The sequence below is a fragment of the Rhizobium cerradonense genome (genome assembly GCF_030182455.1).
GTDB lineage: Bacteria > Pseudomonadota > Alphaproteobacteria > Rhizobiales > Rhizobiaceae > Rhizobium.
This window is the reverse complement of sequence record NZ_JAQJCK010000021.1, coordinates 65,153-77,521: the sequence shown is the minus strand read 5'-3', so window position 1 is coordinate 77,521 and position 12,369 is coordinate 65,153. Positions and strand designations below refer to the sequence as shown.

The 12,369-nt window shown below is 56.9% G+C and carries 10 protein-coding genes and 1 pseudogene; all 11 read right to left on the bottom strand.

What is annotated here, in order from left to right; translation table 11 throughout:
* Window positions 1-125 precede the first annotated feature (125 nt).
* Window positions 126-863: an IS21-like element helper ATPase IstB gene (gene istB, locus PH547_RS29240; RefSeq protein ID WP_104825865.1), complete on the bottom strand. Its 738-nt coding sequence runs from the start codon at window positions 861-863 to the stop codon at window positions 126-128.
* Between the two features lie 12 nt (window positions 864-875).
* A pseudogene (gene istA / locus PH547_RS29235) lies at window positions 876-2,313 on the bottom strand (IS21 family transposase).
* 163 nt (window positions 2,314-2,476) lie between these two features.
* On the bottom strand, window positions 2,477-3,550 hold the full coding sequence (locus PH547_RS29230) for a hypothetical protein (RefSeq protein ID WP_285170155.1): 1,074 nt from the start codon (window positions 3,548-3,550) through the stop codon (window positions 2,477-2,479).
* Window positions 3,551-3,980: 430 nt separating this feature from the next.
* Entirely contained in the window at window positions 3,981-4,838 is an 858-nt protein-coding gene (locus PH547_RS29225) for a branched-chain amino acid ABC transporter permease (RefSeq protein WP_049731411.1), read from the bottom strand.
* Between the two features lie 189 nt (window positions 4,839-5,027).
* Window positions 5,028-6,284, bottom strand: coding sequence for an amidohydrolase family protein (locus tag PH547_RS29220; RefSeq protein WP_285170154.1), 1,257 nt, complete (start codon window positions 6,282-6,284; stop codon window positions 5,028-5,030).
* Window positions 6,285-6,342: 58 nt separating this feature from the next.
* Complete coding sequence (locus PH547_RS29215; RefSeq protein WP_285170153.1) at window positions 6,343-7,044, bottom strand: ABC transporter ATP-binding protein; 702 nt, start codon at window positions 7,042-7,044, stop codon at window positions 6,343-6,345.
* Window positions 7,037-7,771 (bottom strand): ABC transporter ATP-binding protein, encoded by a 735-nt coding sequence (locus PH547_RS29210; protein WP_285170152.1) that lies wholly within the window; start codon window positions 7,769-7,771, stop codon window positions 7,037-7,039. Before PH547_RS29210 ends, PH547_RS29215 begins: the two co-directional genes overlap by 8 nt.
* On the bottom strand, window positions 7,758-8,699 hold the full coding sequence (locus PH547_RS29205) for a branched-chain amino acid ABC transporter permease (RefSeq protein ID WP_483315592.1): 942 nt from the start codon (window positions 8,697-8,699) through the stop codon (window positions 7,758-7,760). Before PH547_RS29205 ends, PH547_RS29210 begins: the two co-directional genes overlap by 14 nt.
* 147 nt (window positions 8,700-8,846) lie before the next feature.
* On the bottom strand, window positions 8,847-10,067 hold the full coding sequence (locus PH547_RS29200; protein ID WP_285170150.1) for a substrate-binding protein: 1,221 nt from the start codon (window positions 10,065-10,067) through the stop codon (window positions 8,847-8,849).
* 381 nt (window positions 10,068-10,448) lie between these two features.
* Complete coding sequence (locus PH547_RS33870) at window positions 10,449-10,754, bottom strand: hypothetical protein (RefSeq protein ID WP_350223753.1); 306 nt, start codon at window positions 10,752-10,754, stop codon at window positions 10,449-10,451.
* Window positions 10,754-12,319: an IS66 family transposase gene (tnpC, locus tag PH547_RS29190; protein WP_285170149.1), complete on the bottom strand. Its 1,566-nt coding sequence runs from the start codon at window positions 12,317-12,319 to the stop codon at window positions 10,754-10,756. The genes PH547_RS33870 and tnpC overlap by 1 nt, the downstream gene beginning before the upstream one ends.
* Window positions 12,320-12,369: the final 50 nt, after the last annotated feature.

Below are 12,369 nucleotides of genomic sequence, written 5' to 3'. Positions count from 1 at the left end.
TGCCGATTCCGATGAAGCCGCCCCTTTGTTCCGAGATGATTGCGCCCCTTGATTCCGGGATGATCTCGCCCCTTTTTAGTGGGGTCTGCAGGCGATGATTGTTGTCAGTTCATTTAGGCAGGGTGTCAAGCTTTTCGGGGCAGGTTTCGGCGTAGGCTATCGCCGCTCAATTCGATGCGATGAGCGTTGTGAACGAGGCGATCCAGTATGGCATCGGCGTAAGTCGGGTCTCCTATGACGCCATGCCATGCCGATACGGGAAGTTGGCTGGTGATGATGGTTGATCGGCGGCCGTAGCGATCTTCGAGGATTTCGAGGAGGTCGTGCCGGGCTTGTTCGTTGAGCGGTTCGAGGCCCCAGTCATCTAGGATCAGGACTTGAACATGGCCCAAAGTCCGCTGCAGCCGGGCATACCTGCCATCGCCCCGAGCGAGCGCAAGCTGGGCAAATAGCCTTGGGACACGCTGATAGAGAACGGAGCGATCGTCTCGGCAAGCCTTGTGGCCGAGAGCGCAGGCTAACCAGCTTTTTCCGACACCCGAGGGTCCGCAAATGGCCAGATTGTCATGAGCGTTGATCCAGTCGCCGCCGAGCAGCTTCATGAAGAGCGCGCGATCAAGGCCGCGCTCGCTGCGATAGTCGACATCTTCCGGGGTGGCCTGGTGGCGAAGCTTGGCAAACCTGAGGCGTGCGGCAAGCTTACGATCGTAGCGGGAACTCCACTCCCGTTCGAGCAGCAGTCCTAGCCACTCGGCGTGCGAGAGATGTTCGGCTTCGCCGTTGGTGACGAGCTCCCCGAAGGCCTTTGCCATGCCGGCCAGGCCCATGGAATTGAGTTTATCGAGTGTTGGATGCGCAAGCATTCTTCGTTCTCCTTAGTGGTAATAGCGAGGTCCGCGGATGTTTTCGTGATGGATCGGTTCATGCGAAGCCGGTCCATTGGTGGAAGCCGTTCGATCAAGATGATTGTCGAGGATGGAGCGCACCGAACCGTAGGTCCGGGCCCCGATCTCCAGTGCACGGCTGCAAGCAGCGTTCACTCTGTCGCGGCCAAAGCTTTTGTTCAGGCGGATAATTCCCATGCAGGCTCGAAAGCCCTGCTCCGGGTGCGGCCTGTCGGCGAGGATCTTCTCGCACAGCAACGCCACCTCCGGCCCGATGGAAGAGGCCTCGCGTTGAATGCGTTCGATCGTCCAGTCGGCAAAGCGGCGATGGGCTGAGGGCATGTGATCGGGAATCGTCGTGTGTTTGCCATTGCCGCTGGAGCGGCGATGGGCGGCTATTCGCTCGCCTTTGTGGAAGATCTCGATCGTATTGGCGGTGATGCGCGCCTCGACCTGCTCGCGAGCGAAGCGATAGGGAACGGAGTAATAGTGCCGCTCGATCTCGACGTGGTAATCCAGCCCGGCACGCCGGATACGCCATTCCGCAAAGACATAGCGTTCCACAGGCAATGGCCTTAAAGCGGGCCGGTCGAGCTCTTCGAACAATTGGCGGCGCATGACGCCAACCCGGCGCAGGACACGCCTGTCGTTCAAATCATATAGCAAGTCGGCAATCGCCGCATTGACCTCGGCCAGGCTGTGGAAGGTGCGGTGGCGAAGGCGGCCCAGCAGCCAGCGCTCGACGATACGAACCGCAGCCTCTACTTTCGCCTTGTCGCGAGGACGGCGTGGCCGCGTCGGCAGGACGGCGCTGCCATAGTGGGTTGCCATCGCACAATAGGTCCGATTGACTTGGGGATCGAAGTGGCACGCCTTGATGATCGCCACCTTGGCATTGTCGGGAACCAGCAAGGCTGGCGCACCGCCGAAGAACTCCAGCGCCTGGATATGGCATTCGATCCAGTCGGGAAGCGTCTCGCTCCACCGGGCATGTGCATATGAAAGGCTCGACGCGCCCAGAACCGCCACGAACAGATGGGCTTGTCGGGTCTTGCCGGACAACCGATCGACAATCACCGTGACCGTGTCGCCGGCATAATCGACGAACAGCTTGTCGCCGGCCATATGATCCTGCCGCATCGTCACCGGCAGCTTCAGAGCCCAGCCCCGGTAGAGGTCGCAGTAGCGACTATAGCGATAACCATCCGGATGACGGCTGATGTATTCGTCCCAGAGGATCTGCAGCGTCATATGCTTGCGCTTCAGCTCGCGATGGACCTGTGCCCACTCCGGCTCAGGAGCGCGACGGTGCCCAATCTTCGTGCGTCTCGCGCACCGTCGAGGGCGCAGTTCCAACCCGCACCGCAATCGACTTGTGCCCAAGTCCTTGCTCAAAACGATATCTCAGTATCTCGCGGACACGCCGCATCTCCAATCTCTCCGCTGGCATCCCGTTCCTTCCTCGTCAACGTCGAAGGAAGAAACTTCACACCTGCAGACCCACCCTTGCCAGACGCCTCCAAGGGGGCGGCATCATCTCGGAACAAGGGGGCGACTATTTCTCGGAATTGGGGGGCGACATCATTTCGGAATCAGGGGGCGGATTGCCTCGGAATTTGCAAAATGGATCGAGAAGCAATGATTGACACAATGAGCGTCACAAGCGCCGTGATCCCGGTTATTCCTAAAATCTTGGAGATCATGAGAACCGCTGGCGCAAAGACCTCTGCCGTCGGCTCCACAGCCACCACAGTCAGCTTCTGGCCTGCCCACTTCAACGATTCAGAGGCAGAAAGTACTTGAACGCCATCAAAAGTGCCTGAAGAAACGCCCTCCGGAAGCAAGTGCGCATCAATTTTCGTGATGGCGTCACGCGACTCCGCGAACCTTGACGTCGAACGCAAGGCGCCGTCAGCACCCACGACGACCGCTTGACCGCGAGCGCTAAAGCCCGCTGCATCGTGCGTTATGGCGTCGAGCACGCTGGTACTCACGGCGACGATCAACGTTCCACTTCGCTCGTTGGGGCTGAAAGCACCTGCAACTCCCACAGTGAAAAACGCCTGCCCGGCCTTGCTCGCCGTAGGTGCAGTGAAACTTGTCGCCGTGGCGCCCTGGGATGACCCGATGAGGCGCCTGATTGCAGCGTCCGCACTCAGCGGTCCTAAGGGCTCCGGTCCCAAGCTATAGATGAGGTCCCCGTTATTGTTGACGAGGAAGATGCCATCATATCCGTGTTCATTACTGAACTGCCTTAGCCACTGATCAAGCTTTGCATAATTGGTCAGAAAGTATTTTGCCTTGTCCGGCGCGCCATCGGAAATGCTCTGGTCCGCCTCCTTTCTTTTAGAGAGGCCGGACACAATTTCAGCTGGTAGCATTCTCAGGCCGTTGTTGGTGTCGTCAAAGAGTTGGACCAGCCCGGGATTGGCGGCCAGAGCTTCGATCTCAAGACTCATATTGCTCAGCTTTGACGCGACTGCGTCGCGTTTCGTGCTGGCTATGTATTCGAGATGCTTGCCAATGAGATCTCTTGCCGCGGAGAATGAGGTGACACCGGCAAATGTCGCGACCACGCTACAAGACAAGACGGCAATGCCGACCATCAGCGCTGGAATCTTCCTGCTAATGGTCCAATGGAACCTTGTATTGAATACGTACCGCATTCGACCTTCTCCCCAAAATCTACGACTTGGCCTAAAGCGCGTCCCTTAGAAGCAGCATACTAAGTCAACGAGATCACGATCAGCGTGCGCCCCCAAATGGTAAAGCCTTCTGCCGCATCTGACCGTGAGGCATTGCCTCTTGTCGCGGTTGCCCAACCGCACGCGGGAAGCACCACTTACATCTCAGTGCTGCCCTCCTCCGAGGCCAACTCGGTAAGAATCTACCCGCCACTTTTTCTTCAAGATGGCCAAACTTCGAGCGACTTGGGTAAAATTGCGCAAGGGCTGCAGGCTGTGTAGACAGACTGCCGAAGGGTGCCCGATCCCGGCCATCTTGCATCACCGGCCCGCATTGCGCGTCCATATATGCGTCGCAATATTTCCAGCCAAGCGATGAGAGGCGTTCTCGTGTTGCCCACTCTTGAAAAACTCAAACGCCCCGCCCCGAAATCAGGCCCCGCGGGCGGAATTTGACGAAGATAATGGCCAGGACGAACACAAGGACGTCGGCAATCACGGGTGTCATCACCCAGGGCAGTGCGGCACTGAGAGTACCAATCACGCCGGCACCAGCAACGGGACCTGCAAATGACCCGACGCCGCCAACCATGACGGCAACGAACCCCTGGATCAGGAATCGAATACCGAGGTCGGCGAAGAGTGAAAAAACCGGTACAATCAACGCACCAGCGAGACCAGCCAAGGCAGCTCCAAAGGCGAAGGTTATGCTGTATATCGCACCGCTAGATATTCCGGACGCCCGGGCCAGCGACGGGTTTTCGAGAGAAGCTCTGATGCGTAGCCCAAACGATGTGTAAGCTAATAGTGCGTAACTGCCGGCCATGACTACCAGTGTTAGAATGACAATAACGCAGCGCCAGACTGCAAAATGCAGCGGCCCAATGGTGAAGGAGCCTCCAATCGGCTCAGGGACTGATAGATAGAGGCCGCCAATTAGTCCTCGCACCACTTCGCGGATAATCAACCCAAGAGCATACGTGCCAAGCATCGCGACGATCGGAGCAGCGTAGAACCTGCGGACCACCAATTTCTCCAGGACAAACCCCAAAGCGCCGACCACGAACGGGGCGGCTACCATGCCCAGTGTGACTGGAAGGCCCATGCTATATGCCAGATAGGTCACATAGGCACCGAGAAGGACAAACTCTCCTTGTGCAAAATTGAACACGCCCATCATGCTGGCGATGATCCCGAGGCCGAGCACGACCAGAACCACGATGGCGCCGAAGCTTAGAATTTCAAAGAGTGCGACAATCAATGTGTCCATGTTACTTTCCCGGTAATTTCGAAACGTGTGAGATGCCCTGGTATGATTGTCGAGACGATGGGCGGGTGCGAGATGGCGCAATAGGACTTGCAGCACTCAAGACCCTATCAATAAGTCACGCCTATCCATCGAATGCCGTTCTTCGACTGAGATACGCTGCCGGCTTCGCAACAGCATGCATCACATCAATCAAGTCAGTCCGAAGAACCGCTTTGCATTTTCGCCGAGTATTTGTACTGCCAAACGCTCGGCGTTTCCCGATCGGAAGTACCGGCTCGCCGCCTTTTCCTGCAAAACGTCACCGATGAGCTGACGCGCAAACGTTATTGCGGCGTAAGACTCTTCGACATGCTGACAATCGCCACCGATCATCATCCGCGAGTTGTCTGGCAACACTTCGATAGCTTCATGCAAGGCGAGTTTGAAATGGGAGGGGCTCAATAAGAAGGACCAGCACAAATCCAGCCAGACATTCCTATAAACAAACGCCATTCCGAGGAGGTCACGGCTCCATGGATATGCAAGATGCATGAGCAAGAAGCGCGTCTTGGGATGACGCTCGATCAGCCCGGCGATACGAAGCGGGTGTGAACCTCTCAAGATGGCGGTTCCGAGATGAGTTTGAACCGGGAGGTCGAACTCGGCTGCAAGCCTGCAAAACAGGTCTACAACGTAGTCCCCGAATGCTTTGCGAGCCGCATTGGATGGAAAAGCCTGTCCCCATGCTTCCCGAGCCAGGCTCTCATTCGGCTCGTCAAAATTCAGATCTCGGTCATACGCGAGGGCGTTCTTGAGAGCCACTTGATTGCGACCGCGGCAGCCTTTGACAAGTTCGCGGATGGCGCCGCAATAATCGTCAAAGGTCTTCGGCTCCATGCCGAGCCGCTTTAGCAGCGCGTGACCCGAATTCCCGTTGTGGTCTCGTGATTCAGCATGCCAGCCGAAGGCAAAAGCGTTGATTCGGAGCACGGCGTCGTAGTTTTCTCCGAAAACCGCGCGCGGCTCGAATATCGGATCAAGGTACGAGTCAGTTATGACTCTACTGATTCCGGCGCGTTTCAGCACCTCTTTCGGCCACGTCTCTTCGTTGTGACGCGATCGGACGGACGCATCAACGGCCTCCCAATTTCCGCGCGTGATCCCAACCTCGCTGAAGCCGTGCAGGTCGCTTATTCCGCGAACGAGATTTGTAACGAAGGCGTTTGAACTGCTGTTTTCCAGAAACGGAGCCAGGGCTTCCCAGGTGGTCGCCATGGTCGGGGCCGATAGTACATCGTGGGTAGCCTTGGGCTCCGATGGCAGTACGTTGCTGGTCCAAGCGGCATAGCTCTGTTGAAATAGCTTCAACAGGTTAACGTCACGTCTCAGTGTGATCTGAGGTATGTGATGTTCATGCACATCCGTAACTTCGGCCAAATTAACGACTTGCTTGATGGCTTCAGACATCGCCTGGCTCTCCTGAGTTGTTCAAAATTGATAATTCGCGAGCGACGGCTGCTACGCGCTAGGGTGCGAGATATTTCAAGAGTCGTGGATCATCGCGCACTTCCGAAGAAGGTCCGGCCAGCGCGACCCCTCCACGATCGAGCACATAGGCCTGGCTCGCCACTCTCAACGCAAGGTCCAGATGTTGCTCGACAACGACCACGGCGATATCCTTCGCCAGATCAATGAGCCGCTCGGTTATCTCCTCGACAACCCCAATCCACACACCCTCTGTCGGCTCATCAAGCAAGAGCAGCCGGGGCTTTGGAAGCATCGCACGTGCTATCGCTAGCATTTTACGCTCACCGCCTGAGAGCGTTCCAGCAGCCTGACCAAAGCGTTGGCCAAGTTTGGGAAAGATCGTAAGAACGCGATCGAGGGCATCCCGTTCACGCGAGGCAATCATACCGATAGCAAGGTTTTCGCGCACCGAAAGGCGCGCAAACACCGAATGTTCCTGCGGCACATAGCCGATACCTCGCCTTATCCTCTGTTCGGTAGGCAAACTGCCAATATCGCCGTCGTCCAGGTTGATGGAGCCGCCGCCCAAAGCAAGTTCTCCGACGATGGCTTTTAGGAGCGTTGTCTTGCCGGCACCGTTACGCCCCAGCACGGCCACGCCGCCTTGCTGTGGCACATGCATGTTGACACCGAACAACACCTGGCTACGTCCATAGCCCGCGCTGAGATCCTTCACGTCAAGTAATTTGTTGTTAAGCACGGCGGAGATAAACCTCCTTGACCCTGGAGTTTTCCTGAATCTCGGGCACAGTGCCGGAGCATATGACAGTGCCCTGATCGAGCACGGTGAGCCGATCGCAAATGTCCCGAATGAAATCGAGATCATGCTCCACGATGATCAAGGAGCACTTAGCCTTTATCGGCCGCAGCAACTCACCCGTGACGCGTCGCTCCTCATAACTCATGCCACCGGTAGGTTCGTCGAGGAGCAAGAGCTTCGGCTCGCCTGCCAGCGCCATGGCAATTTCGAGCCACTGCTGCTGGCCATGAGAGAGAGCCGCTGCAGGAAGGTACGCACGATCTGCCAGACGAAACTGTTCCAGAGTATTCATGACGCGGTCATGCAATGCGCGTCGGCTGCGAGAGAACACTAAACTCACCAGCGAAAGCTTGGCTTGCAGCGCAAGTAAGACATTGTCGTAAAGCGTCAGCGCCGGCAGGACATTCGTGATCTGGAACTTGAGGCTCATTCCCTCGCGGGCGCGCTCGGCAGGTGAAAAACGGGTAATATCGACACCTGCGAATACCACTCTGCCCCTGGTCGGACTTTCCGCGCCAGCCACGCACTTCATGAGGGTACTCTTGCCGGAGCCGTTTGGACCAATAAGGCCGTGAAACTCGTTCTCTTGTACAGTGAACGCTGCATCATTGAGCGCAGTAAGCTTCCCGAACGTCTTGTTAATGCCAGTTACTTCAAGCAGCGTCATTTTTTCCTCGCTTCCCCGGGCGACCAAATGTCCCTACCCGTTCGCGCTCGCTTAGGAGCAAACTGACAAGGCCCGCGGGGCGAAACATGATGACAAGCAGCAACAGCACGCCAAGGATGATTGGCCAAAAATCCTGAAAGGAATTGGAAAGCCAGAAGCTCAGGGCTTCGATGACTACTGTCCCAACGATTGCACCGACAAGTGTACCGGAGCCTCCGAAAAGTACATAAAGCACAACCTGCGTCGACATTACTACGCCTAGAACGTTGGTTCCGACGAAGCCTTCGTGAAACGCGTAAAGGCTACCGGCCATGCCCGCAATCGCGCCGCTGATCGAGAAGATCACTGCTTTCAAGTGCTGAGCTTTATAGCCAAAGAAGCCAATTCTGTATTCGTTCTCCCGCAACCCCGCCAGAGCAAGACCAAACTGCGAGCGAAGAAGATAACGAGACAGCAGATAGACGATAATCAGAATTCCGAGAGCCAGATAGTAGAACGTCGAACCCTCGTTCAGCTCATATGATCCTATGGTCATAAGCTGAATAGACGGAATCCCATTCTGACCGCCGAGATACGATGCCCCCCCCGCAAGTCGGTCAGCGGCGTAAGCACCGGTCATCGTCCCGAGAGAAACAAAAACGATGCTCGAAGGATGACGGCCCAGCAGGAGGAAGCCGGCAATTAACAGGGCCACGACGAAACCGATCAGGGCACCGACGGGTAGCACAACGAAAATCGAAGCAATGTTGAAGTCCCGCGAAAGAAGAGCGACGCCGTAGCCCGCCATCCCGAAAAAAAGCGACTGACCTAAGCTAAGGATCCCGGCGTATCCCCACACCAAGTCAAACGATAACGCGAATAGGCACAGGATCAGAACGCGAGTTGCGAAAATGGTCGCATAGTCTTGAAGCACGAACGGCACAAGCATCGCGACTATGAGCAGCGAGACCTCGAGCGCCGGAAGAACCCTCCGGCGCTCGGTTGATTTATGTGGAGTTTCCGTCCGCCTCGATGGAAGCTTTACCACCTGCGAGCCCAACGTGGCCGCAGCTTTGTCGGAGGACCCACCGGGCATTCAGCACTCCTTCGGGTCGACAAGACCCGCGCTGCGTGCGACGATCTCGTATTTGCCCCCTTTGGCCACGCCAATGTACATATTCATTTTGCAATGATGCTTGCCCGGCACCATTTCAGCCGGGCCGCCGGGGCCTTCGGCAATTTTGGCATGATCCAGCGCTGCGGCCACAGCATCGCGATCAACCGTGCCAGCCTCCTTCACGGCTGCTTCCCACAGCTTTAGTCCGCGATACGTGCCAGTGGCAGCGCTACCGGCTGAGAAGCGAAACTGGCTCGGGAACTGTTTTTCGTATTCTCCCTGGATCTTAGCGCTTACTGGGTCCTCGTCCATCAAGGCTCGGTAGTAGTCCAGGCTGCTCGCAAGACCGTCGATCTCGTGCGCCTGGTTCATCTCCAGAAAGTTCTCATCGAAATACGTGCAGCCTATACGCCCGCCATTTTTGGAGAAGCCGGCTTCATAAAGCTGTTTGAAGAACGGGCTGACACCAGGTGGTACAATTGTGTTGAAGACGACGTCCACGCGGTTGGAGATGATGCGATTGACGGTCGAGGAGAAATCGATCTGGTCCATCGGGTAGTACTCTTCGAATACGACCTCACCCCCGTTGCTTTCGATCACCTTTCTCGCATAAGCGCTGATCGTCTGCGGCCAGACATAGTTCGAGCCGGGCAAAGCGAACCGCTTGCCACCGTTCTTGATCAGCCAGGGAATGAACTGATCACAGTTTTGCGCAGGCACGGGACCGGTGCAAAACAGATTGGGCATGCACTCCTTGCCCTCATAACCCTCAGGGTAGATGTAGAGAGTTTTGCCTCTGGATACGATCGTATCCTTGATGGCGTTGCGCATTGAACTGGAAATTCCACCGAGCACCAGGTCGACCTTGTCGCGCTGGATCAGCTTGCGGACGTTGCCAACGGCAACGGACTCGTTTGTAGCCGTATCCTCGATGTATAGCTCGATGGGGCGCCCCAGCAGGCCGCCAGCGTCGTTGATCTCCTTCACGACCATGCGAGCGACATTGGCGTCGGTATTTCCGGCAAAACCCAGCGCACCAGTGAGGTCGGTAGCAATGCCGAGCTTGATCGGCCCCTCGGCCGCGTTGGCCCAGCCAGGGCGGATCACCCAACTGCCCGGACCTACCGCGATAGCGGCCGAAGCGAACGCGAAATTATGAAGAAAGCGGCGTCGGCTGAACTTCATACCACCGTTTATCATATATAGCTCTCCCACTGGCTAGTTTGCCTTAGATGCGCCCCCCTCCGGGCCGCAGCAGCAAGAAGCTATCCGTCATTTTTCAGTCACATGCGGTCTTTCGAAGCGGAAGTTGGGTAAAATTGCGTAAGTCTTTCGAAGAAAGAGAAGAGCGGACTGCAGGAAGAATGCGCCGCGTGGTCGCCGCCTACGGCCGGGCGACCTTCAATACGCGCGATCCGCTGTTTTGGAGACTGAATGTTTCATCGGAGATAATGGTCCCAGTTCTTCTGTGGAACTGGTGAGGCTTGAACACGCGTGATGAGGCGGTTTCGTTGGTCTCGCAAGGATCACACTTGCGTGAGCGTCCGGCGAACGCATTTTTTTGGTGTCGAGAGATGGAAGCTATAGGCCGCGTTTCATTTCATCGGCCATGATGCGGTCGATTATTTCAGGATCGCACTGTGTGTCGATGAGGAACTCGCGGATACCGCCGTCCCACGTTCTGATGTCGGCGAGTAGGCTTTGAAGTTCTTCGATGCCATTCTCGGTCAGACCCTTCGTGCCATCTTCAGTGCCATCGCTAACGTAAACCAGTTCGCCCTCGGAGATGTTGTCGGAGTTGGCCGTCACTTCCTCGATCAGCTCGAGGTTCTCGCCGATCATGCTGGCGACTTGGCTGAGTGTGTAGATGAATCTCGAACGTGCCATCAGGCAGCCTCGCATCGAGCGTTTGCCGGCACCCAGTTCCAGGGCAGCAGGTCTTCAAGTCGATCCTTGGGGTGATCCTGGATCCGGGCGAGGACATCTGTCAGATACACCTCCGGATTTTGGCCGTGCAATTTGACCGTTTCGATGATGGTCAGGATGTTGGCGATGCGCTCACCGCCCTTGTCCGAGCCGGCAAACAGCCAGTTCTTCCTTCCGATTCCAAGCGGACGCATGGCTCGTTCAGCGATGTTGTTGTCGATTTCGACACGGCCATCGTCGATGTAGACACTCAAGGCTGTCCATCGCGACAGCGCATATCGCATCGCCTCGGCCAGCCTCTGCTTCTGTGGCAAAGTTGAGAGCGTGGTTTCGATCCAGACCTTGAGCTCGTCCAGAACGGGCTGGGCATGGTGTTGGCGCAGGGTGCGCCGCTCGTCAGCCGACATGCCTCGGATACGGTTCTCGATATCGTAGAGAGCGCCGATACGCGACAGCGCTTCCTCAGCGATCGGAGATGGCTTCAGCTTGACCACATCATGGAACTTGCGCCGCACATGCGCCATGCAGGCGGCTTCAATGATCTGGTTGCCGTAGAGTTTCTTGTAGCCCCCATAGCCGTCGGCATGCATGACGCCGCTGAAGCTTGCCAGGTGATCAGCCGGATGCGCGCCCTTGCGGTCAGGGCTGTAGTAATAGGCGATGGCTGCGGGAATGACGGATTGATAGCCACTGCCGTCAAAGACGTAGACCCAGACCCTGCCGGTTTTTGTCTTGCCCCGCCCGGGGTCGAGGACATCGACCGGGGTATCGTCCGTATGTATTCGGTCGAGTGCTGCGATATGGGCCCTGATTAACAGCACAAGCGGTGTCAGCAATGTAGATACCCGGCCGACCCAGTCGGCCATTACGGATCGGGAGATGTCTATCCCCAACCGGTCGTACATCTCTGATAGACGGTAGAGGGGAATGTGATCGTCGAATTTGGCGATCATGATATGGGCGAGCAGTCCCGGCCCGGGTTTGCCGCGCTCGATCGGCAAGGTCGGCATCTCACCAGCCACCGTCGTATCGCATTCCCTGCAGATCATGCGCTTCTCGACATGCCGAACAATCTTGACTGACGCCGGCACGTGCTCCAACACCTGAACCACCCTGTCGGGCGCCTTCAGGAATGAAGTGCCACCGCAGGTCGGGCAGTTGCAAGGAGCCGCATAGACCAGTTCTTCGGCTGGCAAACCATCGGGCAGGGGCTTGCGCTTCGGCTTGTCCGGCGCGTCGTCCAACTCCGGCAAGGGGATTTTCCCGGAGCGCATTTCAGCCTCAGCACGGGAGGCCTCAATCTCCTCCAGCATCAGCTCGAATTGCTCGATCTTCCGGTCGATCTTTTCCGAGGAAGCGCCATGCTGCCGATGTCGGAGCAATTCCAATTGTGCCCGCAACAGCCCGATTATGGAGTCGCGTTTGATGACCTCGGCTTCCTGGCTTTCAAGTTTCGCCGCCTGTTCCGCGACGAGTGCGCGCAAAGCAGTGAGCTCGTCCTGACTGTCCAGCGGCGCTGTTTCCATACCGGCATATCTAGCCGATTTGCCTCTGGCACGCCAGTTTTATGCCTCGG

Excerpts from the sequence above, each read along its gene's own strand:
- PH547_RS29230 (WP_285170155.1), bottom strand. The coding sequence starts at position 3,550 with ATGCGGTACGTATTCAATACAAGGTTCCATTGGACCATTAGCAGGAAG.
- PH547_RS29220 (WP_285170154.1), bottom strand. The coding sequence starts at position 6,284 with ATGTCTGAAGCCATCAAGCAAGTCGTTAATTTGGCCGAAGTTACGGAT.
- PH547_RS33870 (WP_350223753.1), bottom strand. The coding sequence starts at position 10,754 with ATGGCACGTTCGAGATTCATCTACACACTCAGCCAAGTCGCCAGCATG.
- PH547_RS29210 (WP_285170152.1), bottom strand. The coding sequence starts at position 7,771 with ATGACGCTGCTTGAAGTAACTGGCATTAACAAGACGTTCGGGAAGCTT.
- PH547_RS29205 (WP_483315592.1), bottom strand. The coding sequence starts at position 8,699 with ATGCTTGTGCCGTTCGTGCTTCAAGACTATGCGACCATTTTCGCAACT.
- istB (WP_104825865.1), bottom strand. The coding sequence starts at position 863 with ATGCTTGCGCATCCAACACTCGATAAACTCAATTCCATGGGCCTGGCC.
- PH547_RS29200 (WP_285170150.1), bottom strand. The coding sequence starts at position 10,067 with ATGATAAACGGTGGTATGAAGTTCAGCCGACGCCGCTTTCTTCATAAT.
- tnpC (WP_285170149.1), bottom strand. The coding sequence starts at position 12,319 with ATGGAAACAGCGCCGCTGGACAGTCAGGACGAGCTCACTGCTTTGCGC.
- PH547_RS29225 (WP_049731411.1), bottom strand. The coding sequence starts at position 4,838 with ATGGACACATTGATTGTCGCACTCTTTGAAATTCTAAGCTTCGGCGCC.